General features: G+C 74.4%; 20 protein-coding genes. 8 read left to right on the forward strand and 12 right to left on the reverse strand.

Going from position 1 to position 23,690, the window contains the following annotated elements; all coding sequences use genetic code 11:
- Window positions 1–22: 22 nt before the first annotated feature.
- Window positions 23–4,441 carry a tetratricopeptide repeat protein gene (locus tag CHF15_RS40135; protein WP_107418614.1) on the reverse strand — a complete coding sequence of 1,473 codons (4,419 nt, stop codon included), beginning with the start codon at window positions 4,439–4,441 and terminating at the stop codon, window positions 23–25.
- A gap of 149 nt (window positions 4,442–4,590) precedes the next feature.
- Between CHF15_RS40135 and CHF15_RS40140 the strand changes: the two genes are divergently transcribed.
- A complete protein-coding gene (locus tag CHF15_RS40140; RefSeq protein ID WP_089228885.1) occupies window positions 4,591–5,301 on the forward strand; it encodes a hypothetical protein in 711 nt (236 codons plus the stop codon).
- A gap of 207 nt (window positions 5,302–5,508) precedes the next feature.
- Here the strand turns inward: CHF15_RS40140 and CHF15_RS40145 are convergent, their stop codons facing one another.
- The 4 genes from CHF15_RS40145 to CHF15_RS40160 form a co-directional block, all read right to left on the reverse strand.
- On the reverse strand, window positions 5,509–6,957 hold the full coding sequence (locus CHF15_RS40145; RefSeq protein WP_089228886.1) for an MFS transporter: 1,449 nt from the start codon (window positions 6,955–6,957) through the stop codon (window positions 5,509–5,511).
- Window positions 6,954–7,511 (reverse strand): TetR/AcrR family transcriptional regulator, encoded by a 558-nt coding sequence (locus CHF15_RS40150; RefSeq protein WP_089228887.1) that lies wholly within the window; start codon window positions 7,509–7,511, stop codon window positions 6,954–6,956. The genes CHF15_RS40145 and CHF15_RS40150 overlap by 4 nt, the downstream gene beginning before the upstream one ends.
- Window positions 7,512–7,610: 99 nt before the next feature.
- Window positions 7,611–9,038, reverse strand: coding sequence for an argininosuccinate lyase (gene argH, locus CHF15_RS40155; RefSeq protein ID WP_089228888.1), 1,428 nt, complete (start codon window positions 9,036–9,038; stop codon window positions 7,611–7,613).
- 90 nt (window positions 9,039–9,128) lie between these two features.
- Window positions 9,129–10,322 (reverse strand): argininosuccinate synthase, encoded by a 1,194-nt coding sequence (locus CHF15_RS40160; protein ID WP_089228889.1) that lies wholly within the window; start codon window positions 10,320–10,322, stop codon window positions 9,129–9,131.
- Window positions 10,323–10,603: 281 nt separating this feature from the next.
- On the opposite strand from CHF15_RS40160, the gene CHF15_RS40165 reads away from it, so the two are divergent.
- The 4 genes from CHF15_RS40165 to CHF15_RS40180 are packed head-to-tail and all read left to right on the forward strand — an operon-like array spanning window position 10,604 to window position 14,144.
- Window positions 10,604–11,989, forward strand: coding sequence for a ferredoxin reductase family protein (locus tag CHF15_RS40165; RefSeq protein ID WP_089228915.1), 1,386 nt, complete (start codon window positions 10,604–10,606; stop codon window positions 11,987–11,989).
- A gap of 7 nt (window positions 11,990–11,996) precedes the next feature.
- Window positions 11,997–12,551, forward strand: coding sequence for an FMN-binding protein (locus CHF15_RS40170; protein ID WP_089228890.1), 555 nt, complete (start codon window positions 11,997–11,999; stop codon window positions 12,549–12,551).
- Window positions 12,552–12,553: 2 nt separating this feature from the next.
- Window positions 12,554–13,330, forward strand: a complete 777-nt coding sequence (locus tag CHF15_RS40175; protein WP_179280194.1) for an FAD:protein FMN transferase — start codon at window positions 12,554–12,556, stop codon at window positions 13,328–13,330.
- A 34-nt stretch (window positions 13,331–13,364) separates the two neighbouring features.
- Window positions 13,365–14,144 (forward strand): SDR family oxidoreductase, encoded by a 780-nt coding sequence (locus CHF15_RS40180; protein ID WP_089228891.1) that lies wholly within the window; start codon window positions 13,365–13,367, stop codon window positions 14,142–14,144.
- 56 nt (window positions 14,145–14,200) lie between these two features.
- Here the strand turns inward: CHF15_RS40180 and CHF15_RS40185 are convergent, their stop codons facing one another.
- From CHF15_RS40185 to CHF15_RS40215, 7 genes are all read right to left on the reverse strand, one after another.
- The gene (locus CHF15_RS40185) at window positions 14,201–14,737 is read right to left on the reverse strand and encodes an arginine repressor (RefSeq protein WP_089228892.1); all 537 of its coding nucleotides are present in this window, start codon (window positions 14,735–14,737) and stop codon (window positions 14,201–14,203) included.
- Window positions 14,738–14,744: 7 nt separating this feature from the next.
- Entirely contained in the window at window positions 14,745–15,962 is a 1,218-nt protein-coding gene (locus tag CHF15_RS40190) for an acetylornithine transaminase (protein WP_089228893.1), read from the reverse strand.
- A complete protein-coding gene (gene argB / locus CHF15_RS40195) occupies window positions 15,959–16,903 on the reverse strand; it encodes an acetylglutamate kinase (RefSeq protein WP_089228894.1) in 945 nt (314 codons plus the stop codon). Before argB ends, CHF15_RS40190 begins: the two co-directional genes overlap by 4 nt.
- The gene (gene argJ, locus CHF15_RS40200) at window positions 16,900–18,051 is read right to left on the reverse strand and encodes a bifunctional glutamate N-acetyltransferase/amino-acid acetyltransferase ArgJ (RefSeq protein WP_089228895.1); all 1,152 of its coding nucleotides are present in this window, start codon (window positions 18,049–18,051) and stop codon (window positions 16,900–16,902) included. The genes argB and argJ overlap by 4 nt, the downstream gene beginning before the upstream one ends.
- On the reverse strand, window positions 18,048–18,236 hold the full coding sequence (locus tag CHF15_RS40205; protein WP_089228896.1) for a hypothetical protein: 189 nt from the start codon (window positions 18,234–18,236) through the stop codon (window positions 18,048–18,050). The genes argJ and CHF15_RS40205 overlap by 4 nt, the downstream gene beginning before the upstream one ends.
- Window positions 18,233–19,261, reverse strand: a complete 1,029-nt coding sequence (gene argC, locus CHF15_RS40210) for an N-acetyl-gamma-glutamyl-phosphate reductase (protein ID WP_089228897.1) — start codon at window positions 19,259–19,261, stop codon at window positions 18,233–18,235. Before argC ends, CHF15_RS40205 begins: the two co-directional genes overlap by 4 nt.
- A gap of 306 nt (window positions 19,262–19,567) precedes the next feature.
- Window positions 19,568–20,323: a LysR family substrate-binding domain-containing protein gene (locus CHF15_RS40215; RefSeq protein WP_089228898.1), complete on the reverse strand. Its 756-nt coding sequence runs from the start codon at window positions 20,321–20,323 to the stop codon at window positions 19,568–19,570.
- A 59-nt stretch (window positions 20,324–20,382) separates the two neighbouring features.
- On the opposite strand from CHF15_RS40215, the gene CHF15_RS40220 reads away from it, so the two are divergent.
- The 3 genes from CHF15_RS40220 (at window position 20,383) to CHF15_RS40235 (ending at window position 23,649) form a co-directional block, all read left to right on the forward strand.
- Window positions 20,383–20,778, forward strand: a complete 396-nt coding sequence (locus CHF15_RS40220; RefSeq protein WP_089228899.1) for a DUF5997 family protein — start codon at window positions 20,383–20,385, stop codon at window positions 20,776–20,778.
- Window positions 20,779–21,415: 637 nt separating this feature from the next.
- Window positions 21,416–22,876 (forward strand): aldehyde dehydrogenase family protein, encoded by a 1,461-nt coding sequence (locus CHF15_RS40230; protein WP_089228901.1) that lies wholly within the window; start codon window positions 21,416–21,418, stop codon window positions 22,874–22,876.
- 29 nt (window positions 22,877–22,905) lie between these two features.
- A complete protein-coding gene (locus CHF15_RS40235) occupies window positions 22,906–23,649 on the forward strand; it encodes a nucleotidyltransferase domain-containing protein (RefSeq protein ID WP_089228902.1) in 744 nt (247 codons plus the stop codon).
- Window positions 23,650–23,690 lie beyond the last annotated feature (41 nt).

Consider the following 23,690-nt stretch of genomic DNA (forward strand, 5'->3'; position numbering starts at 1 on the left):
CCTCCCCCACGCCCTCTCCCCCTCACAGGCGCGGCATCCGGCCGACCGGCCCGTTGCCCGCGGGCGTCCGCGCCGGGGTGAGCGCGACCTCGCCACGCGGGCCCCGGGAGATCTGGCCGATGCTCGCCGACAGGTCGGCCTCCATCCCGCCGGGCAGTTTGAGCCGGATCAGCACCGGCAGCAGGAACCCGACCGCGATGAGCCCGGCCAGGACCGGGGTGAGCGTCGTGAGCATCACGGCGGTGACATGGTGCTTCCACAGGAAGTCCACCCAGGCCGCGCCGAGCACGGCGGTGGCCACCAGCACCAGGACCGCGCTGCTCAGCCGGCTCCCCCGGGCGGCGCGGGCGTCCTCCTCCAGCAGCCGCAGCGCCCGCTCCGCGTCCTGGTGCGCCGGGTCGAGGCGGCGGCAGCGGGTGAGGAAGCGCTGGGCGCGTCGCCGGTGGAGCAGTTTCAGCCGGACGTCGACGGTCTGCGTGCCCAGGCGCTGCTCCACGACCCCTGCCACGAAGTGCGGTTCGGCCTCGCGCTCGGCCAGCCGGATGGCGGCCCGCGCCTCCTGGCCCGCGTCGCGGTGGCGGTCGGCGTTCTGCTCGGCGTCGCCGGCCTGCACCAGCAGGCGCGCGAGCGCGAGCCGCAGCTGCCACTGCGGCTGGTCCCGCACCCCGCGCCGGCCGAGCACGCGCCGTAGTTCCTCCTCGGCGGCGCCGAGGTCCCCCGCGCCCTCCGCCAGCGCCACCGCGAGCCCGAGGGCCGCGCTGCCGCTGTCGGGGTCCACGGCGACCGCCCGGCGGAACGCGCCGGCCGCCTCCGCCGTCATGGCGTCGCCCCCGCCCTCCCGGGCCCGGTGCAGCGCGAGGCTTCCCAGTTCGACGTGGGCCTGTACGTCGTACCAGTCAAGCTCCACGGCCCGGCGCAGCACGGCCTCGGCCTCCGTGTACCGGCCGAGCTGCACGTAGAGCGCGCCCAGTTCGGTGTGGGAGCGCCCGTACGGGTCCAGTTCCACGGCGCGGGCGAAGTGCCGCTCGGCGGCGGCCGGCTCCCCGCGCCGGTGCGCGATCAGCCCGAGGCAGGTGTGGGCGGCGGCGTTTCGCGGGTCCTCGCGGCCGACGGCCCGGCAGTGGGCGGCCGCCTCGGCGAGGCGTCCTTCGGCGTGCGGGCCGCCGGGGCCGAGGTCCGCCAGGCGCACCAGCGACCAGGCGCGGCCGAGCCGGAAGTCGTGGTCGTGCGGCCGGCCGCGCAGAACCTCCGCGAAGGCGTCGGCCGCGTCCAGCGGGCGCTGGTCCATCAGCGCGACCCAGCCGGTGGCGGCACGGGCCTCCGCCCGCCCGAGGGGTCCTGAGGCGGATTCCAGCAGTTCCTCCAGGACCTGCCCGGCCGGGGTGTGGTCGCCGCGTTCCGCGTGCACCGCGGCCAGTTGGAAGCGGAGCGACGCCAGATGCGGTCGGACGCGGGTGAACTCCTCGACGCGACGCTCGGCCTCGTCGAGGCTGCCGCATTCGCGCAGCGTGGTGACCAGTTGGTCGTGGGCGGCCACGCTGTACGGAGCGTCGGCCACGGCGCGTTCGCACTGGGCCAGGGCCTCGTCGTACCGGTGCCGCTCACGGAGCACGACGGCGAGGCGGCACCGCACGGACACCGCGTCCGGGACCCTGCCGAGCAGCGCCTCCGCGGCCTGCTCCGCCTCCTCGCAGCGGCCCAGCCCGGCAAGGGTGTCGACCAGCAGCCGGCACGCCCACTCGTGCTCCGGGTCGAGCTGCAGGGCCCGCCGCAGATGCGGCAGCGCCTCCTCCCGGCGGTAGGTGTCGGCGAGCACCTGCGCGGTCGCGACGTGCGCGGCGGCGATCTCCGGATGGCTGCCGCGCGCCCGGCGGGCGACGGCCTCCGCCTCGTTCCACCGCCGCAGCGAGCACAGCACCTCCACCTTGAAGGTGAGGGTGCGGACCCGGTCGGGACGCAGGGCGAGGGCGCGGTCGACGCTCTCCAGGCACTCCGTGTCCTTGTCCTGGTCCCAGAGGCAGTAGGCCAGCTCCATGTGGGCGTCCGGTGCCGCGGGGCGGCGGTCGACGCCGCGCCGCAGCACCTGTTCGGCCTCGTCCCAGTGCCGTGAACGGCGCAGGAGCCAGCCCAGCAGGTCCACGGCGTCGGAGGCGTCGTCGGTGAGTTCCGCGGCGCCGCGGGCGAACGGCAGGCCCTCACCGGGGCGTTCCATCGCGGAGTACAGCCATCCGACGGCGATCAGCACCTCGGGGTCGTCGGGCCGGAGCCCGGCGGCGTCCTCGGCGGCCCGCTCGGCCTCGTCCCAGCGCCCGAGCGCCCGCAGGGCGGCGAGCCTGCCGAGCAGCGCGTCGCGGTGGTCCGGTTCGCGCCGCAGCGCCTCCTCGTACGCCTCGCACTCCTCGTCCCGGCGGTCCTGCTCGCCGAAGCACGCGGCGAGCAGGCAGGGGCCCGCCGCCGCATGCGGCGACGCGACGGCGGCCCGGCGGGCGGCCGCCTCGGCCGCCCGCAGGTCACCGCGGCCGAGGTGCGCCGCGGCGAGCAGTTCCAGCGCCTCCGCGTCGTCCGGACGCAGGCGCAGGCATTCCTCGGCCGCGGAGCGGGCCCCTTCGTGGTCCTCCCGCCCCAGGGCCGTCCTGGCGCGCTGGGCGGCCACGACGTCGGCGGGTACGCCCCCGCGCACGGCCTCCTCCAGGGCGGTCTCGGCCTCGCTCCACCGCTCCGCCGCACGGAGACCGCCGAGCCTGGCGACGTGTGCGTCCGCCGAGTGGGCGTCGAGGCGCAGGGCGCGGTCCACGGCCGCCAGGGCCTCGTCGGTGCGCTCCGCGGCGAACAGGACCGTCGCCAGGAGGGCGTGGGCCTCGGGGTCGTCGGCGGCGGCCTCGGCGCCCTGCCGGGCGGCGGCCTCGGCGTCGGCGAGACGGCCGAGGCTGTGCAGGGCCTGTACGCGCAGGCGGGCCGCAAAGGCGCGGCCCGGTTCCGCCCGGAGTGCGGCCTCGCACTCCTCGGCCGCCCGCGCGTACCTCTGCCGCGCGAAGGACAGGCAGGCCTGTTCCTCCAGGAGCAGGCCCTCCAGACGTCCCGTGCGGTCCGCCGCGCGCAGTGAGGCGATCATCTCCGCCGTGTCGTCCCAGCGGCGGGCGCTGCGCAGCAGGGCCAGCGCGCGCTCCATCAGGGCGGTGTCGCCGGGGTGGAGCTCCCTGGCGCGCGTCACGACGGCCAGTGCCTCGTCGTACCGGCCGGCGGCGCCCAGGGCCCCGGAGAGGCGCAGCAGCGCCTGAGGATCCGCGGGTCGCAGCGAGGCGGCGTGCCGGACGGCCGCGATCGCCCCGTCGACGTCGCCGCCGCGCCTGAGCAGGTCGGCCCGGACGCCCAGCCCCCAGTCGGAGCACGGGTCGAGCGCAAGGGCCTCCTCGGTACGGGCCAGGGCGCGGTCGAGTGCTCCGCCGGCCAGTTCGGCGGCGGCGAGTTCCAGCCTGACACCGGGCGCGTACGGGCACTCCCGGACGGCCCGCCGTCCCGTGGCGAGTGCTTCCGCCGGGTCGCCGCCCCGTCGTTGGGCCTCGGCCCTGGACTCCCAGGCGAGGTCCCAGTGCGGTTCCAGCGCCAGCGCCCGGTCGCAGGCCGCGACCGCCTCGTCCGTGCGTCCGAGGTCGATGAGGCAGCGGGCGTGTTCGACGTGCGCCTCGGGCCGCCGCCCGTACCGGGCGGCGAGGCGCTCGGCGGCCTCCAGCGCGGCCCGGGCGTCCCCCAGGCGGCTCTCGTAGCGGACCTCCGCCGTCAGCACGGCGACGTCGTCCCGGTCCAGGGAGCGGGCGGAGAGCAGCCTGGCGTGGGCGAGTTCGACGCCGCCGCGGCTCGCCGCGATGCGTACGGCCGCGCAGCGGACCTCGACGGGGTCGGCGAGCGCGCGCTCGGCGTCCTCCAGGCCCCGCAGTGCGGCGGCGGTGTCGCCCAGTTCGACGCGGGTCCACGCGGCGCCGATCCAGCCCTCCGCCTGGCGCGGTCCGACGGAGACGGCCTGTTCGAAGGCGGCCAGCGCCTCGTCCCAGCGGCATGCGTCGTGGTGCAGCCAGCCCAGCGCCGTGTGGACGTCCGCGGACCGCGGGTGCCGTGCCGCGGCGGCCGTGCCCTCGGCCAGGGCCTCGTCGAGGCGGCCCATGCGGTCGAGGGCCGCCACGCGCCACCCCGCCGCGGGGCCGCACTCCGGGTCGTGGCGCAGGGCCGTGGCGAACTCTTCGAGTGCCGCCCGGTGTTCGTACTGCCGCAGCCGCAACCGGCCGCGTGCGACGTGCAGTCGGGCCGTCCGTTCCGGATCGCCCTCCGCGCGGGCGAGCTCCGCGCCGATGAGGCCCTCGGTCTCCTCGTGGCGGCAGTCGAGGGTGTACTCCCTCAGGACCGCCAGGACGTCGGTGTCCTGACCGGGCTGTGCGTCCGTGCTCATGGCGCTCCCTCCCCCGCGGCGGGTACCGGCAGCATACGGAGTGCGATCGGGCCCGTGCGGGCGGAGTCGTCGGTCGGCGGCCGCCGCAACCCGCGGACCCGCATGGCGCGTCCTCCCCATCGACGGATCCACCGGGGGCGGGGGGACCTGTGCAGTACATAGAGGTGACGGAGCTGGCGGGGGTGCGGTCGGCGATCATCCGCTTCCGCAGCCGCGGGACGGCGCTGGTCTTCGAGTTGTACCCGATGATCCATCTGGCGGAGCCGGCGTTCTACGAGGAGGTGACGGCCCGTCTGCGCGCCTCCTGCGACCTGGTGATCGCCGAGGGCGTCCGGGGCAGTACGGCGACGCGGGCACTCACGCGGTCGTACCGCAGCCTCGGGGGCCACGAGCGGCTGGGACTGGTCGTCCAGGACATCGACTTCGACACGCTGGGCGTGCCGGTGATCTGCCCGGACATGAGCGGCGCGGAGTTCGACGACCGGTGGCGGCGGCTGCCGCTCAGGGAGCGGGCGCCGCTGGCCGCGCTCGTCCCCGCCTACGTCGCGGGCATGCGGCTGCTCGGCACGCGCCGGTTCCTCGCCCGGTACATGCAGTTGGAGGACCTGCCCGGTGACGACGAGGAGACGGAGCTCTGGACGGACGACCTGGTGCTGCACCAGCGCGACCGCCTGCTGATCGACGCGCTGACGCGTCTGCACCACGCCCGGGCGGGCCGTACCGAGCCGTTCACCGCCGGGATCCTGTACGGCGCGGCGCACATGCGCGCGGTGACGACGGCGCTGATGGACCTCGGTTACCGGCCGGCCGGCTCGCAGTGGCTCACGGTCTTCTCCCTCGACGACCCCGGCGCCGCCTGACCCGGTGCGCGGCACCGGAACCCGGCCGGGCCCTCGGGAGCAGGACGCACCGGTGCGCGGTGGTGGGCGCCGGCGGGATGGCGGGGGATCCGGTCGTCCTCCTCGCACCAGGCGTCCGTCGCCCGCCCGGCGAAGGCGGCCCCCGCCGAACACCCCCCGCCGAACGCCCCCGCGCGGACACGCCGCTTCGCCCCGCCGCCGAAACGGTCAGTGGCCCACCGCGGAGACCCGGCTCTCCGCGAGCCGCTGGCCGCGCAGCAGCCGCCAGGCGGCGGTGGCGGCCAGCAGGAGGACGGCGCCGCCGGCGCCGGACGCGGCGCGCAGGCCGTCGGTGAAGGCGGCGGGGTCGGCCGAGGCGGGGCCGCCGGATATGCCGGTGACGACGGAGCCCAGGAGGGCGATGCCGAGGGCGGCGCCGAGTTCGTACGCGGTCTCGGAGACGCCGGAGGCGGCACCGGCCTGCTGCGGCGGGACGCTGGAGAGGATGACGTCGGCCGTGACGGTGAACGACAGCCCGGCTCCGGCGCCGACGACCAGCAGGGCGGCGCCGAGGAAGAGGTAGCCCGTGCCGGGGCGCAGGGCCAGGAGCGCGAGCAGGGCGAGTCCGGTGGCGCCGAGTCCGCCCGCGACGGCGACGCGGACCGACCAGCGGCGCGCGACGGCGCCGGCGGCGAGTCCGGTGGCGGCGGCGCCGAGGGTCGCGGGGAGTTCGCACAGGCCCGCCTGGAGCGGGGAGCGGCCCTGGACGAGCTGGAGGAACTGGGAGAGGAAGAAGACGCTCCCGGCGAGCCCGAGCACGGTGAGCAGGTCCGCCAGCACGGCTCCGGAGAAGCCCCGGTGCCGGAAGAGCCGCATGTCCAGCAGCGGCTTGGGCAGGGCGAGTTGCCTGCGCACGAAGGTGTACAGGCAGGCCGCGCCGAGGAGGCCCGCGCCGGCCGCTCCGGCGCCGGGGCCGTGCACGGCGAGCTGCTTGACGGCGTAGACGACGCCGAACATGCCGAACAGCGAGAGCAGGACGCTCAGCGGGTCCCAGGGCCCGGGCGCGGGGTCGCGGGACTCGGGCAGCAGCCGGGCGCCGACGACGAGCAGCAGGGCCATGACGGGCAGGTTGATGAGGAAGACCGAGCCCCACCAGAAGTGCTCGAGGAGTATCCCGCCGACGACCGGTCCGAGGGCCGCGCCCGCGGTCGAGACGGCGCCCCAGACGCCGATGGCGAAGCTCCGCTCGCGCGGGTCGGGGAAGAGGGTGCGGATCAGCGCGAGCGTGGACGGCATGAGGGTGGCGCCCGCGACGCCCATGAGGGCGCGGGCGGTGATGAGCATGCCGGGGCTCGTGGCGTAAGCGGCGAGCACGGAGAGCGCACCGAAGGCGGCGGTGCCGGTGAGCAGCAGCCGCTTGCGGCCGACGCGGTCGCCGAGGCCGCCCATGGAGACGAGCAGGCCGGCGATGACGAAGGAGTAGATGTCGCCGATCCACAGCAGCTGGGTGGAGGTGGGCCGCAGGTCGGCGCTGAGGAAGGGCACGGCGAGGCCGAGCACGGTGGCGTCGACGGCGATGAGCAGCAGCGCGAGGGTGAGGACGCCGAGGGCGAGCCAGCGGGCGGGGTGGCCGCGGTCGTCGTGGCGGGTGGCCGTGACGGATGCGGCGGTGGTCACGAGTCGCTCCGGGGGGTGCGCAGCATGCCGCCGAGCAGCAGGTCGGTGACCATGCGGGCGGCGTCGAGGCGGGCCATGCGGCCGTCCTGGACGGACCAGGCCGAGGCGGCGATGAGCGCATACAGCGCCTCGACGAGCCAGGCGGGGGTCAGGTCGTAGCGGAAGGCGCCGGCTTCCTGGCCGCGCCGGAAGAGGGCGGCGACCCGGGCGTCGATGCGCGCCCAGCCGTCGTTGATCTCGGCGAAGTCGTAGAGCTGGTTCTCGCCGTAGAGGAAGGCCAGGAAGCCGGAGACGGGCACGGCCTCGGCGATGAGCCGGCGGACGGCCTCGACCGGGTCGCCCTCCTCGATGCGCGCCGCGTCCAGGCGCTCCTCGGTCTGCTCGATGCCGAGCACGCCGAGGGCCCGCACCAGCGCGTCCCGGCCCGGGAAGTGCCGGTGGAGCGTGGCCCGGCTGACGCCGGCGGCCTTGGCGATCTCGTCCATGGAGGCGGTGGCGCGCCGCGACAGCAGGTCGGCCGCGTCCCTCAGGACCTGCTCACGATCGAAGCTCATGAGACAAGGTTAACCCGGATGAGACATTGACGTCTCACCCGAGAGGACGAAGAAGCCCGGCCGGGTGGACGGACCCGGCCGGGCTCCCCGCTTGCGGAATCAGCTCTTGGCCTGCGCCCACGCCAGCTGGACCGCGAGGTCCCGCTTGACCTCGGCGAGCTGGACGACCACCGCCGACGGCGCGGTCCCGCCGCGGCCGTCGCGGGCGGCCAGCGCGCCGTGGACGTCGAGCACGGTGCGCACCTCCGCCGTGAGGTGGGGCGAGATCTTCGCGAACTGCTCGTCGGTCAGCTGGTCCAGCTCGATGCCCTCGGCCTCGCAGACCTTGACGCACTCCCCCGCGACCTCGTGCGCGACACGGAAGGGCACGCCCTGCTTCACCAGCCACTCGGCGATGTCCGTGGCGAGCGAGAAGCCGGCCGGGGCCAGCTCCTCCATGCGCTCCCGGTTGACGGTGAGCGTGGCCATCATGCCCGTGAAGGCGGGCAGCAGGACCTCGAGGGTGTCGCAGGAGTCGAAGACCGGCTCCTTGTCCTCCTGCAGGTCCCGGTTGTACGCCAGGGGCAGCGCCTTCAGCGTGGCGAGCAGGCCGGTCAGGTTGCCGATGAGCCGCCCGGACTTGCCGCGCGCGAGTTCGGCGATGTCCGGGTTCTTCTTCTGCGGCATGATCGACGAGCCGGTGGAGAAGGCGTCGTGGAGGGTGACGAAGGAGAACTCCTTCGTGTTCCAGATGATGACCTCCTCCGCGATCCGCGAGAGGTCGACGCCGATCATCGCGGTGATGAAGGCGAACTCGGCGACGAAGTCCCGCGAGGCCGTGCCGTCGATGGAGTTGGCCACCGAGCCGTGCTCGAAGCCGAGGTCCTGGGCGACCGCCTCCGGGTCCAGCCCGAGCGAGGAACCGGCCAGCGCGCCGGAACCGTACGGCGAGACGGCGGTGCGCACGTCCCACTGCCGCAGCCGCTCGGCGTCCCGGGACAGCGCCTGGACGTGGGCGAGCACATGGTGGGCGAAGAGCACCGGCTGCGCGTGCTGCAGATGGGTGCGGCCGGGCATGGCGACGTCGATGTGCGTCTCGGCGAGCCGCACCAGGGCGTGCTGCAGCTCGGCGATCAGGCCGCCGATGATCCGGGCGTGGTCGCGCAGGTACATCCGGAAGAGCGTGGCGACCTGGTCGTTGCGGGACCGGCCGGCGCGCAGCTTTCCGCCGAGGTCGGGGCCGAGCCGCTCCAGCAGGCCGCGCTCGAGGGCGGTGTGGACGTCCTCGTCGGCGATGGTCCCGGTGAAGGAGCCGTCGGCGACGTCGGACTCCAGCTGGTCGAGCCCGGCGAGCATGCGGGTCAGCTCGACGTCGCTGAGCAGCCCCGCCTTGTGCAGCACGCGCGCGTGGGCGCGGGAGCCCGCGATGTCGTACGGCGCGAGCCGCCAGTCGAAGTGGACGGACGCGGAGAGTTTGGCCAGCGCCTCCGCGGGACCGTCGGCGAAACGCCCGCCCCAGAGCCGGACGTCGCCGCTGTTGGTGCTCACTGCTCTGCTCGCTTCCGTCGGGGGTGGATGTGCGGCCGCCTCCCCGCCCGGGCGGGCGAGGAGGCGGGCTGCCGTGGTCGAGGCTACTGACTAGGCCAGGTCGCGCTTGGCGGCGATCTTCGACGACATGCCGAAGATCTCGATGAAGCCCTTGGAGAGGGACTGGTCGAACGTGTCGCCGGTGTCGTACGTCGCCAGGTTGAAGTCGTACAGGGACTCGGCGGACTTGCGGCCGGTGACGACGGCGCGGCCGCCGTGCAGGGTCATCCGGATGTCGCCGGTGACGTGCTGGTTGGCCTCCTCGATGAAGCCGTCCAGGGCCCGCTTGAGCGGGGAGAACCACAGGCCGTCGTAGACCAGCTCGCCCCAGCGCTGCTCGACCTGCCGCTTGTAGCGGGCGAGTTCGCGCTCGACGGTGACGTTCTCCAGCTCCTGGTGGGCGGTGATCAGGGCGATCGCGCCCGGAGCCTCGTACACCTCGCGGGACTTGATGCCGACCAGGCGGTCCTCGACCATGTCGATCCGGCCGACGCCCTGGGCGCCCGCGCGCTCGTTGAGCTGCTGGATGGCCTGCAGGACGGTGACCGGCTTGCCGTCGATGGCGACCGGGACGCCCTGCTTGAAGGTGATGACCACCTCGTCGGCCTCGCGGGCCGCGGCCGGGTTCTGGGTGTACTCGTAGACGTCCTCGATCGGGGCGTTCCAGATGTCCTCGAGGAAGCCGGTCTCGACGGCACGGCCGAAGACGTTCTGGTCGATCGAGTACGGGGACTTCTTGGTGGTGGCGATCGGGAGGTTCTTCTCCTCGCAGAACGCGATCGCCTTGTCCCGGGTCATCGCGTAGTCGCGGACCGGAGCGATGCAGGTCAGCTCGGGCGCGAGGGAGGAGATGCCGGCCTCGAAGCGGACCTGGTCGTTGCCCTTGCCGGTGCAGCCGTGGGCGACGATCGAGGCGCCGTGCTTCTTGGCGGCGGCCACGAGGTGCTTGACGATGGTCGGCCGGGAGAGCGCGGAGACCAGCGGGTAGCGGTCCATGTAGAGGGCGTTGGCCTTGATCGCCGGGAGGCAGTACTCGTCGGCGAACTCGTCCCTGGCGTCGGCGACCTCGGCCTCCACCGCGCCGCAGGCGAGCGCCCGCTTGCGGATGACGTCCAGGTCCTCGCCGCCCTGGCCGACGTCCACGGCCACGGCGATGACCTCGGCGCCGGTCTCCTCGGCGATCCATCCGATGGCGACGGAGGTGTCCAGTCCGCCCGAGTAGGCGAGTACGACGCGCTCGGTCACGGGTCTCTCCTTTGGTGCGCGAGGTCGAGTGCGTATGGCGGCGGTGATGATGCATACGCTGTTGGGTATAAGTATGCACTCCTCTGCATGCTTCGTCAATCGGCCGTGTCGCCGCAGGTCACACGCGTGTCGACGACTCCCCGCGCCATGCGTGCCGAGGCCGCCCCGGCCGCGCCGGCACGGCCGCTCACCGGCGTGCGCGGCCATACCACAACGCCGCACGCCACGTGGGGAGAAACCGGTCTTTGAGCAGCGGCGCGAGACCGTGCGTACCCATGCGCATGGCGGCCACGACCACGATGATCCACAACAGCAGGGCGGGCAGGCGGCAGGCCATGCGCCGGATCCGGCCCCGCCGTTCCCCCGCGATCCCGCTGCTCCTCCTGGCCTGGGCGGGCGCCGCCGGGGTCGTGTGGCTGTGGTGGGGCAACACCCCCTACGTCCAGCCCACCACGGCCGGCAGGCTCACCGCGGCGGGCCGGATCACCGGCCTGCTCGGCGGCTACGCCATCGCCCTGGTCGTCCTGCAGATGGCCCGCGTCCCCGCGCTGGAACGGCGCGTGGGCAGCGACCGGGTGGCCCGCTGGCACGCGATGAGCGGCCGCTACGCCGTCTCCCTCGTCGTCGCCCACGTCGCGCTGATCCTGTGGGGCTACTCCGAGCAGTCCGGGCAGCCGGTCGTACAGCAGTCGGTCGCCGTGGTCATGGACTACCCGCGGATGATCGAGGCGACCGCCGGCACCGTGCTGCTGCTGGTCGTCGGCTTCGTCTCGGCGGGCGTGCTGCGCCGCCGGCTGCGCTACGAGACCTGGTACTACGTCCACCTGCTGACCTACGCCGCGGTCTACCTGACCTTCTGGCACCAGCTCGCCACCGGTGCCGAGTTCGCGGGCAGCGCCGCCGCGCGCGCCGTCTGGTACGCGCTCTACGGGTCGGTGACGGCGCTGGTCCTCTGGTACCGGGTGCTGGTGCCCGTCCGGCTCAACATGCGGCACCGCATGCGGGTCGCGGAGACCGTGGAGGAGGCGCCGGGCGTGGTCTCGGTGCTGATCACGGGACGCAGGCTGCACCGCCTCGGCGCCGAGCCCGGCCAGTTCTTCCGCTGGCGCTTCCTCGCCGAGGGGATGCGCTGGAGCGCCAACCCCTACTCCCTGTCGGCACCGCCGCGGCCCGACCTGCTGCGGATCACCGTCAAGGCGGTGGGCGGCCACAGCTCCGCGCTGGCCACGCTCGCGCCCGGCACGCGGGTGTGGGCCGAGGGCCCGTACGGCGCCATGACGGCCTCCCGCCGCCGCGGCGGCAAGGTGCTGCTGCTGGCCGGCGGCGCGGGGATCACCCCGCTGCGGGCGCTGTTCGAGACGCTGCCGGCCGCGCCGGGCGACCTCACGCTGCTCTACCGGGCCCGCAGCAGGCAGGACCTCGCACTGTGGGCCGAACTGGAGGAGATCGCGGCCGAGCGGGGCGCACGCCTGGTGTACGCGGTGAACGGACCCGACGGCGCCCGCCCGGAGATCACCGCCCAGGGACTGCGGCGGATGCTGCCGGACATCGACCGGCACGACGTGTACCTGTGCGGCCCCCCGGGGCTGGCCGAGGAGTCGTACTCCGCGCTGCGCGAGGCCGGAGTGCCGGAACGACGTATCCACCACGAGTCCTTCGAGATGTGAGGTCCGAGTGAAGAAGAAGCACCCGCTGCGCCGGATCCTCCTGAGCAGCGTGACGACCGTCTCCGGGGTCGTGCTGCTGCTGGCCCTGAAGCCGACGACGGCGCCCTTCACCTCGCAGGCCGGGGGCCCGGCACAGCAGGTGCCGCCGGTCTCCGCTGCCCCCTCGCCCGCCGGCCCGGACCCGTCGGTGCCGGTGGCCTCGGACCCCGCGGGCGGCGGCGGTTCCGGCGGTTCCGGTGGTTCCGGCGGTACGCGGGATCCCGGAAAGCAGGGCGGCGCGCCCGCGCGGAAGACCGTCACCGGGGACGCGGCGCAGACCAGCTACGGCCCCGTCCAGGTCAAGATCACGGTCGAGGGCGGGCGGATCGTTTCGGCGGCCGCCGTCCAGGCCCCCGCCGGCACCCCCACCAGCGACCAGCTCACCGCCACCGCCGTCCCGGAGCTCAACCAGGCCGCGGTCACCGCCCAGAGCGCCCAGATCGACACCGTCTCCGGTGCCTCCTTCACCAGCGAGGGCTACCGGAAGTCGCTGCAGAGCGCCCTGGACAAGGCCGGTGCCTGACGATGTCCGACAACCCGCCGCGCCTGCGGCACGTGGAGCACTGCATGGGGACGGTGTTCTCCTTCGACGTGCGCGGCGCCCGCGACCCCCGTGTCCGGGCCGCCCTGGACGAGGCGGTGGCGGGCCTGCACGAGGTCGACGCGGTGTTCTCCACCTTCCGCGCCGACAGCGAGATCAGCCGGCTGGGCCGGTGTGAACTCGCCCTCGCGGAGTGCTCCCCCGAGGTGCGGGAGGTCCTGGGGCTGTGCGAGGACGCCGAGCGCCGCACCGACGGCTGGTTCACCGCGCGCTACGAGGGCCCCGGCTCCGCGCTCGACCCCACCGGCCTGGTCAAGGGGTGGGCGGTGGAGCGGGCCGTCCGGACGATCACTGCGGCGGGCGCCGGCAAGGTCTGCCTCAACGGCGGCGGCGACGTCCAGCTGACCGGCGGCCCCTGGCGGGTCGGCATCGCCGACCCGCTGCGGCCCGGAGGGCTCGCCACCGTCGTCGAGGCCGACGGCGAACTGGCCGTCGCCACCTCCGGGCCCGCCGAACGCGGCTGCCACATCCTCGACCCCCGCACGGGGGCCCCGCCCGCCGAGGGGGCGGCGTCGCTCACCGTGGTGTGCGCCTCCCTCACGGAGGCGGACACCTGGGCGACGGCCGGGTACGCCATGGGCGGCCGGGCCCGCGAGTGGCTGGAAGCACTCCCCGATGTGGAGGCCTTCGCGGTCGCCGCCGACGGCACGACCTGGCACACCACGGGATTCGGGCGTTTCGTCGCCAAGTTGAGCGCTTGACGATCAGCTGTTCCAGGTGGCAAGAATGCGTCACATGGATCTGCAACTGAACGGCAAGGTCGTGCTGGTCACCGGAGGGTCCGACGGACTCGGCGCGGCCCTTGTCCGGCGGCTGGCCGCCGAGGGCGCCAGGGTGGCGCTGTGCGGACGTGACTCCGAGCGCATCGAGCACGTGGTGAAGGAGCTGGGCGCCACCGGTGCCGACGTGCTGGGCGTGCCCGCCGACGTCACCCGTCCCGAGGACCTGGAGCGCTTCGTCGCCGCCGCCGACGGGCGATGGGGACGGATCGACGCCCTGGTCAACAACGCCGGCCGCAGCGCGGCCGGGTTCTTCGAGCGCCAGGACGACTCGGTGTGGGAGGAGGACCTGCAGCTGAAGCTGCACGCCGCGGTACGGCTGACCCGGCTCGCCCTCCCCCACCTGCGCGCCGCGGGGGGCGGCGGCGTCGTCAACACCCTCGCCGTGTCGGCCAAGGCCCCCGGCGCGGGCAGCACCCCGACCTCGGTCTCCCGCGCGGCCGGCCTCGCCCTGACCAAGGCGCTGTCCAAGGAACTCGGGCCCGACAACATCCGGGTCAACGCCGTCCTCGTCGGCCTCGTCGAGAGCGGCCAGTGGACCCGGCAGGCCGAGCAGCGCGGGATCGCCGTCGAGGAGCTGTACGCCACGATGGGCCGCGACTCCGGCATCCCGCTGGGCCGGGTGGGCCGCGCCGAGGAGTTCGCGGACCTGGTGGCGTTCCTGCTGTCCGACCGGGCCGGCTACGTGACCGGCACCGGCATCAACTTCGACGGCGGCCTGAGCCCCGTCGTCTGACGGGGACGGGGGAAGGCAGAGGGACAGGGGCCCGGGCTCGGCCCGGGCCCTCCGCTCTAGCCGCCCGCGGCCAGGCGCAGCAGGTGCTCGGCGACCGCCTGCCCGCCGGCCGGGTCGCGGCTGATCAGCATGACCGTGTCGTCGCCCGCGATGGTGCCGAGGATGTCGTAGACCTCGGCCTGGTCGATCGCGGACGCGAAGAACTGCGCCGCGCCCGGCGGGGTGCGGACGACGACGAGGTTGGCCGAGGCCTCCGCGGAGATCAGCAGCTCACTGGCGAGGCGGCGCATCCGCTCCTCCTTCACCGACTCCCCGAGCGGTGCCATGGGGGTGCGGAAACCGCCCTCGCTGGGCACGGCGTAGATGAGTTCGCCGTTGTTGGTGCGGATCTTCACCGCGCCCAGTTCGTCGAGGTCGCGGGAGAGCGTCGCCTGGGTGACGCTCAGCCCGTCGTCGGAGAGCAGCTTGGCGAGCTGGCTCTGGGACCGCACCGGCTGCCGGTTCAGGATGTCCACGATCCGCCGGTGGCGCGCCATCCGGGTCTGCGGTACGGCGGCGGCTCCCCCGCCGGCCTGTTGCTGCGCCTCGCTCATCGTCGACTCATTCCCCGGATCGCGGTCCCTCTGCGGCGTGTACGGCGTCGAGGACGCCCGGCAGCGCCCCCAGGAACGCGTCCACCTCGGCGTCACCGAGGATCAGCGGCGGGGCGAGCCGCACCGTGTCGGGTACGGCGGCGTTCACCAGGAGTCCGGCGTCCTGAGCCGCCTTCTGCACCTGCGCGGAGAGCGGCTCGGTGAGCACGATACCCAGCAGGAGGCCCGCACCGCGCACATGATCGACCAGAGGGTGGCCCAGCGCCTCGACTCCCTGGCGCAGCTTCTCGCCCTGGCGCTTGACGTTCTCCAGCACGCCCTCCTGGGCGATGGTGTCCAGGACGGCGAGCGCCGCGGCGCAGGCCACCGGGTTGCCGCCGAAGGTGGTGCCGTGCTGACCGGGGGTCAGCAGGTCGGCGGCGGGGCCGAAGGCGAGGGTGGCGCCGATGGGCAGTCCGCCGCCGAGCGCCTTGGCGAGGGTGACGACGTCCGGTTCGACGCCCTGCGCCTGGTGCTCGAACCAGTGGCCGGTGCGGCCGATGCCGGTCTGCACCTCGTCCATGACGAGCAGGGTGCCGGTGGCGCGGGTGATCTCCCGCGCTGCGGCCAGGTATCCGGCGGGCGGCACGATGACGCCGTTCTCGCCCTGGACGGGCTCGAGCATCACCAGCGCGGTCTCCTCGGTGACGGCGGCGCGCAACGCGTCGGCGTCCCCGTACGGCACATGGGTGACGTCACCGGGCAGCGGGCGGAAGGACTCCTGCTTCTTGGGCTGCCCGGTGAGCGCGAGCGCGCCCATGGTGCGGCCGTGGAAGCCGCCGTCGGTGGCCACCATGTGCGTACGGCCCGTCAGCCGGCCGATCTTGAAGGCGGCTTCGTTGGCCTCGGCGCCGGAGTTGCAGAACAGCACCCGGCCGGGGCGGCCGGACAGCTGGAGCAGCCGCTCGGCGAGGGCGACCGTGGGCTCGGCGATGAAGAAGTTGGAGACGTGGCCGAGGGTCGCGATCTGCTCCGAGACGGCGCGGACGACCGCGGGGTGGGCGGTGCCGAGGGCGTTGACGGCGATGCCGCCGAGGAAGTCCAGGTACTCCTTGCCGTCGGCGTCCCAGTACCGCGCGCCCTCGCCGCGGACCAGGGGCAGCCGCGGGGTGCCGTAGTTGTCCATCAGGGAGCCCTGCCAGCGCCGTGTGAGCGCCTCGTTCCCCTGGCCGCCGGTCCCGGTCATGCCCGTCCCCCTTCGTTCTCCGATGTGTCGCCGCCCGCCGCGTCGACGGGGTCGGGCACCACCATCGTGCCGATTCCCTCGTCGGTGAAGATCTCCAGCAGGATCGAGTGCTGGACCCGGCCGTCGATGACCCGGGCGGTGTGGACCCCGTTGCGCACCGCGTACAGGCACCCCTCCATCTTGGGCACCATGCCGCTGGACAGCTCGGGCAGCAGCTTCTCCAGCTCGCTCGCCGTGAGCCGGCTGATGACCTCGTCGCTGCGCGGCCAGTCCTCGTACAGGCCCTCGACGTCGGTGAGGACCATCAGCGTCTCGGCACCGAGCGCGGCCGCGAGCGCCGCGGCGGCGGTGTCGGCGTTGACGTTGTAGACCCCTGTCCCGTCGGCGGTGTCGGCGCTGCGGGCGATGGAGGAGACGACCGGGATGCGCCCGTCGTCCAGCAGGGCCCGGATGGCTCCGGTGTCGATCTCGGTGATCTGCCCGACCCTGCCGATGTCGACGGCCTCGCCATCGATCACCGGGCGGTGCCGGGTCGCGCTGATGGTGTGGGCGTCCTCGCCGGTCAGGCCGACGGCGAGCGGGCCGTGCTGGTTGAGCAGGTTGACCAGCTCGCGCTGCACCTGCCCGGCGAGCACCATGCGGACGACGTCCATGGCCTCCGGGGTGGTGACCCGCAGCCCCGCCTTGAACTCGCTGACCAGGCCGTGCTTGTCGAGCTGCGCGCTGATCTGCGGGCCGCCGCCGTGCACGACGACCGGCTTGAGGCCGGCGTGCCGCAGGAAGACGACGTCCTGGGCGAAGGCCGCCTTCAGCTCCTCGTCGACCATGGCGTTGCCGCCGAACTTCACGACGACGGTCTTGCCGTGGTGCCGGGTGAGCCAGGGCAGCGCCTCGATCAGGATCTGCGCCTTCGGCAGGGCGGTGTGCTTGCGGGCGCTCATGAGCTGTAGGCGCTGTTCTCGTGGACGTACTCGGCGGTGAGGTCGTTCGTCCAGATGGTGGCGGTCTCGGTGCCCGCGGCGAGGTCGGCGGTGATGTGGACCTCGCGGTAGCGCATGTCGACCAGTTCGCGGTCCTCGCCGACGGAGCCGGACTTGCACACCCACACGCCGTTGATCGCCACGTTGAGACGGTCCGGCTCGAAGGCCGCGGAGGTGGTGCCGATCGCCGAGAGCACCCGGCCCCAGTTGGGGTCCTCGCCGTGGATCGCGCACTTGAGGAGGTTGTTGCGGGCGATGGAGCGGCCCACCTCGACGGCGTCGTCCTCGGTCGCGGCGTTGATCACCTCGATCTTGATGTCCTTGGAGGCGCCCTCGGCGTCCCGGATCAGCTGCCGGGCGAGGTCGGCGCAGACCTCCTCGACGGCGGCGGTGAAGGACTCCGCGGCGGGGGTGACGCCCGACGCGCCGGAGGCGAGCAGCAGCACCGTGTCGTTGGTCGACATGCAGCCGTCGGAGTCGGCCCGGTCGAAGGTGGTGCGGGTGGCGGCGCGCAGTGCCTCGTCGAGGGCGGCGGAGTCCAGGTCGGCGTCGGTGGTCAGGACGACCAGCATGGTGGCCAGGCCCGGGGCGAGCATGCCGGCGCCCTTGGCCATCCCGCCGACGGTCCAGCCCTCGCCCTCGTGCACGGCGGTCTTGTGGACGGTGTCGGTGGTCTTGATCGCGATGGCGGCCTTCTCGCCGCCGTGGGCGGAGAGCTCTGCCGCCGCCTTGGCGACGCCCGGCAGCAGCTTGTCCATCGGCAGCCGGACGCCGATCAGCCCGGTGGAGCAGACGGCGACCTCCCCCGCGCTCTGCCCGAGGGCGCCGGCGACCGCCTCGGCGGTGGCGTGGGTGTCCTGGAAGCCCGCGGGGCCCGTACAGGCGTTGGCGCCACCGGAGTTGAGGACGACGGCGGAGACCCGGCCGCCCCTCAGGACCTGCTCCGACCACAGGACGGGGGCGGCCTTGACGCGGTTGGAGGTGAAGACGCCGGCCGCGGCGAGCCGCGGACCCTCGTTCACCACGAGGGCGAGGTCCGGGTTGCCGTTCTCCTTGATCCCGGCGGCGATGCCCGCCGCCGTGAACCCTTGTGCTGCCGTGACGCTCACTGTGTCGTCTCCTTGTCCGCTTCTGGGCCGACGCACCGCAGGGGCGCGGCCTTCGCCGTGATGTCGGTGTGCGGCCCGGTCACCGCGGCCGGGCCGTACGCGTCGGCGCCCGCGTCGCAGGGCGCGGCCCGGGTGAGCAGTTCGGCCACCGCGCGGCGGGCGCGGGCGGCGGGGCGGGGGGTCATGGCGCGACCCCCGCGGTGCTCAGTCCCAGCCCCTCGGGCAGGCCGAGCGCGATGTTCATGCTCTGCACGGCGCCGCCGGCGGTCCCCTTGGTGAGGTTGTCGATGGCGCTGACGACGACGACCCGGCCGGCGGCCTCGTCGTATGCCACCTGGATCAGCGCGGCGTTCGAGCCGTACACGGAGGCGGTGGCGGGCCACTGCCCCTCCGGCAGCAGGTGCGCGAACGGCTCGTCGGCCAGCGCCTTCTCGTAGGCGGCCCGTACGGCCTCGGCGGTGGTGCCGGGCCTGGCCTTGGCGCTGCAGGTGGCGAGGATGCCGCGGGGCATCGGCGCCAGCGTCGGGGTGAACGAGACGGAGACCCGCTCCCCGGCCACGGCCGACAGGTTCTGGATCATCTCGGGGGTGTGCCGGTGGGTGCCGCCGACGCCGTACGGGGTCATGCTGCCCATGACCTCGCTGCCCAGCAGGTGCGGTTTGGCCGCCTTGCCCGCGCCGGAGGTGCCGGACGCGGCGACGACGACGGCCTCGGGCTCCACCAGGCCCGCCGCGTACGCGGGGAAGAGCGCGAGCGAGACCGCGGTGGGGTAGCAACCCGGCACCGCGATGCGCTTGGACCCCTCCAGCGCGGCGCGGGCACCCGGCAGCTCGGGAAGGCCGTACGGCCAGGTGCCGGCGTGCGGGGAGCCGTAGAACCGCTCCCAGTCCGCGGCGTCCTCCAGTCGGAAGTCGGCACCGCAGTCGACGACGAGCGCGGTGTCCCCGAGCTGTTCGGCGACGGTGGCCGACTGCCCGTGCGGCAGCGCGAGGAAGACGACGTCGTGCCCGGCCAGCACCTGCGCGCTCGTGGCCTCCAGGACGCGGTCCGCCAGCGGCAGAAGGTGCGGCTGCAGGCCGCCGAGGCGCTGCCCGGCGTTGGTGTTCCCGGTGAGCGCGCCGATCTCGATCTCGGGGTGGTTCAGCAGCAGGCGCAGGATCTCCCCGCCCGCGTACCCGCTCGCTCCCGCCACCGCTGCCCGGAATGCCATGGACCCTCCTCGTCGATGGCATGACTATACGGGGCTCGGAACTTTTATGCAAAGCTTTTCGGGTCCGCCACGACGGGGGCGCGGCGAGTCTCGGGGCCCCGGTTGGCGCGCACCCCTCCACCCGGTGGCGGGCGCGCGCCGCCCGGAGAACACCGGGCGAACTCTGCACGGGCGGCCGGGCCCGACCGGCGCCGTGGACGGTTTCGGCTCCGCGGCGGCGGCGCCCGCAGCGCGATGGGCTGCCCTGCCCCGCGCACGCTCGCATGGAGGCGGACCGACTCCCCTGCGGGGGCCCGCCCCGGCCGGCTACGAACGCCGGCGGGGCTTGCCGCGCTTCGCGGTGGGGCGGGGCGTCTTCGCGGACCCGCGGCCGGAGGATTTGGCGGCGGCGGGCTTGCGCCGCGCCGTCCCCTCGTCCGAGCGCTGCTTCTTCGGCTGCGCCTGGGGCTGGGTACGGCCCCGGGTGCTGTTGACGGTGCGGCCGCGCACGATGCCGATGAAGTCCTCGACCCGGTCCGTCGTGGTGTCCTCGCGCCACGACAGGGCCACCCGCGACTGCGGGGCGTCGACGACCGCGCGGTAGGTGAGGTCCTTGCGGTGGTGCAGGCGCGCCAGCGACTGGGGGACGACCAGCAGGCCCACGCCCGCCGCGACGAGCTCGATGGCGTCCGCGGTCGTGGCCGGGCGCTCGATCGCCGGCCGCCCGGGGAACTCCTCCCAGTCCAGGGTGTCGTCGAGGGGGTGGAAGACCACGTCGTCGGCGAGGTCGCCGACCGACACCTCCTCGGCGGCCGCCATCAAGTGGTCCTTCGGGACGACGACGACCGTGGTCTCCGTGTAGAGGGGGATGGCGCTGAGGTCCGCGCGGTCGATCGGCAGCCGTACGAAGCCCGCGTCGGCGTCCAGGGCGCGGAGCATCCCGGGGGCGTCGGCGGCCGTGGCCATGACGAGCTCCAGCGGGATGTCCGGCAACCGCTCCTGCCAGATCCGCACCCACTTGGCGGGGATCACACCCGGGACATAGGCGAGGCGGAACGAGGGGGGAGCATCCGAGCCGGTCATCCGGCCAGGCTACCCCGGCACCGGTCGGGGGCCGCGCCCGCGATCGATATCCTGGGGGCATGACGTCGCACCATTCCGCCCAGACCATGAAGCCCGCCACCGCGGCGAAGAAGCTGGGTGTGTACCTCGAGGCCACCCCCGCCGAGTTCCGGGAGGGCGTCGTGTCGCGCGACGAGCTCAACGCGCTCCAGGCCGACCCGCCCGAGTGGCTCCGGCAGCTCCGCCGCGACGGTCCGCACCCGCGCCCGGTCGTGGCCTCGAAGCTCGGCGTCTCCATCTCCGGCCTCGCCCGCGGCGGAGTCACCGAGGCGCTCACCACGGAGCAGATCGAGGCACTGAAGCAGGACGAGCCCGAGTGGCTGCAGAAGGAGCGCGCCACCCAGGCCGAGGTCCGCAAGGAGACCGCGCGCCTCAAGGAGCGCGACGCCGAGCGCGCCCGCCGCGCCGACGCCTGACACCCCCGCGACGACGCCGGCCCCCTCACGGCGGCCGGCGTCGTCTTTTGCGCCGCCTCCCGCAAGCCGCGAGCCCTCAGCCTCGTCGCGGGCGTCGATGCGACCGGCGGGGAGACAGCACACCGCCCTTCGGCCCGGCCGCCCCGGATCCGGGAGGTGGCCACGGCGCCCACACCGGGCCCCCTGGACAGCACGCGCCCCAAGAGGTGGGAGCGGACTCAGGGCCGGCGAGCCGGCCGCCCGGTTCGCCCGTCGGCGTGGCAGGGCCCCGCTCCAGGGCGGCGGGTGAGCCGCCCCGCGGCGACCCTGACGGGCTGCCGGGCGGTGCATACCGCGGGGGGGGTGTCGTCCGCCCCATGTCCACTCCGGACGGCTCTCCGCCCTCGTTCCCGAAACCGCGGGATCCGCGACAGCGCCCGGAACCGCCGTCGACCCGGCGGCGGCGGCTCCGGTTCACGCCCCGCTGCCGTGCCGGCCGCCCGGCCGCCCGGCACGGCACCCTCCCGCCCCGTCCACAAAGCCCGTCCCGGTCCGTTGACAGCGCGGAGGGCGCGTCGCAGACTCAGTGCCCGAACGGTCAATGAACGATAGTTCACTGTGCGAACGAGGATGTTCGCGCGCCAGAACAGGGGCTGCCATGACCATCTCCCGCGAACTGCTGATCGGCGGCAAGGACGTCCCGGCCGTCTCCGGACGCACGGCCGAGGACGTCAGCCCCTTCACCGGCGAGGTGTACGCGACCGTCGCCGCCGGGGGCGTCGAGGACGTCACCCGGGCGGTGGACGCCGCCGAGGCCACGTTCCCGCAGTGGGCGGCGCTCAGCCCGTTCGCGCGGCGCAGGATCTTCCTGACCGCGGCCGACCTGCTGGAGGCCCGCACGGAGCAGGCCGCGGAGATCATGGCGCTCGAGGCCGGCGGGACCCGCCCCTGGGCGTACTTCAACGTCGGGCTGGCCGCCAACATCCTGCGCGAGGTGGCCGCTGCCGTCACCGCGCCGCGCGGCGAGGTGCTGAGCGCGCAGGAGGAGGGCGTCCTCGGCATGGCGGTGCGCGAACCGGTCGGCGTCGTGGGCGCCTTCGCGCCGTGGAACGCCCCGATCATCCTCGGCGTCCGCGCGGTCGCCGCGCCGCTGGCGGCCGGGAACACCGTCGTGGTGAAGCCCAGCGAGGACGCCCCGGTGGCCTGCGGCCTGTTCGTCGCGGACGTGCTGCGCGAGGCCGGGCTGCCGGACGGCGTGCTGAACGTGGTGACCAACGCCCGTGAGGACGCCGCCGAGGTCGCGGAGGCGCTGATCGCCGACCCGAGGGTCCGCATGGTCAACTTCACCGGGTCGACGGAGGTCGGGCGGATCATCGGCACCCACGCCGCACGCCACCTCAAGCCGGCCGTGCTGGAGCTCGGCGGCAAGAACGCCATCCTCGTGCTGGACGACGCGGACGTGGACTACGCCGTCGACGCCGCCGTCTTCGGCGTCTTCCTCAACTCCGGGCAGATCTGCATGTCCGGTGACCGGATCCTCGTCCACGAGAGCCTCGCCGAGGAGTTCACGGCCAAGTTCGCCGCCAAGGTCGGCACGCTGCCCTCGGGCGACCCCTCGCACCCGCACACCGTGATCGGGCCGCTGGTGAGCGGGGCCTCCGCACAGCGCGTCGCCGCGCTCGTGCGGGACGCGGTCGCCAAGGGCGCCACCGTGCTGGCCGGGGGCGGCGAGCCGGACGGCGCGGTGCACCCGGCCACCGTGCTGCAGGGCGTGCCCAAGGACGCGGAGATCTACTACGGCGAGGCCTTCGGTCCCGTCGTGACCGTGGCGCCCTTCGCCGACGACGACGAGGCGGTGGCCCTGGCCAACGACACCGACCACGGCCTGACCGCGGGCGTCATCACCGAGAACGGCACCCACGGGCTCGCCGTGGCCCGCCGGCTGCGCACCGGCATCGTGCACGTCAACGACCAGTCGGTGGCCGACGAACCGCAGGCGCCCTTCGGCGGCTTCAAGGCGTCCGGCTACGGCCGCTTCGGCGGTCGCTGGGGCCTGGAGGCGTTCTCCAACACCCGCTGGGTCACCCTGGCCACCCAGCAGGCGCACTACCCGTTCTGAAGCCGCGGCGAAGGGCATAGGGTCCGCGCATGGAAGATCCACTCGGCGCGGCCCGCGCCCTTCTCGCCGAACGCTTCCCCGACGCCCTCGCCGGCTTCCTGGGCGGGTCCACCGCCCGCGGGGAGGGGACGGCGACGTCCGACCTGGACGTGGTCGTCGTCCTCGACCCGCCCGCCGGGTGCCACGCGGAATCGCTGACCTGGGGCTCCTGGCCGGTCGAGCTCTTCGTGCACACCCCCGAGTCGGCGCGGGCCTTCATGGGCTGGGACCGGGACCGCGGCAGCGGCACGATGGCGTTCATGTGCGCGCGGGGCGTCGTCCTGCTCGACCGCGACGGGACCGCCGCGCGGCTGCGCGACACCGCGGAGCGGATCCTCGCCGCCGGACCGCCCGCGGTCACGGACGCGGCGCGCGACCACCGGCGCTACTCCGTCACCGACCTGCGCGACGACCTGCTCGGCGCGCGCGACGAGGAGGAACTCCTCGCCGTGGCCGCCGCCCTGCTGGAGGGCGCGGCAGAGCTCCTGCTCGCCGCCCGCGGCCACTGGCGCGGTGGCGGCAAGTGGCTGCCTCGACGGCTGCGCGAGGCCGACCCCGAACTCGCGGGGCTCCTGCTGGGCGGTTACCGCGACCTCGTCCGCGGCGGCCCGCGCGAGCCGTTCGCCGCCGCGGTGGACGCGGTGCTGCACACCTGCGGCGGCCCGCTGTGGGCGGGCTACCGGCGCACCCCGGACCCGCGCATGCTCGCGGAACTCGGGCTGCGGCCGGACTGAGACCCGGACCCCTTCCCGGGGGTGCGGAGCGGACGCCCGAA

The organism is Actinacidiphila glaucinigra, assembly GCF_900188405.1.
GTDB classification, from domain to species: Bacteria; Actinomycetota; Actinomycetes; order Streptomycetales; family Streptomycetaceae; genus Actinacidiphila; species Actinacidiphila glaucinigra.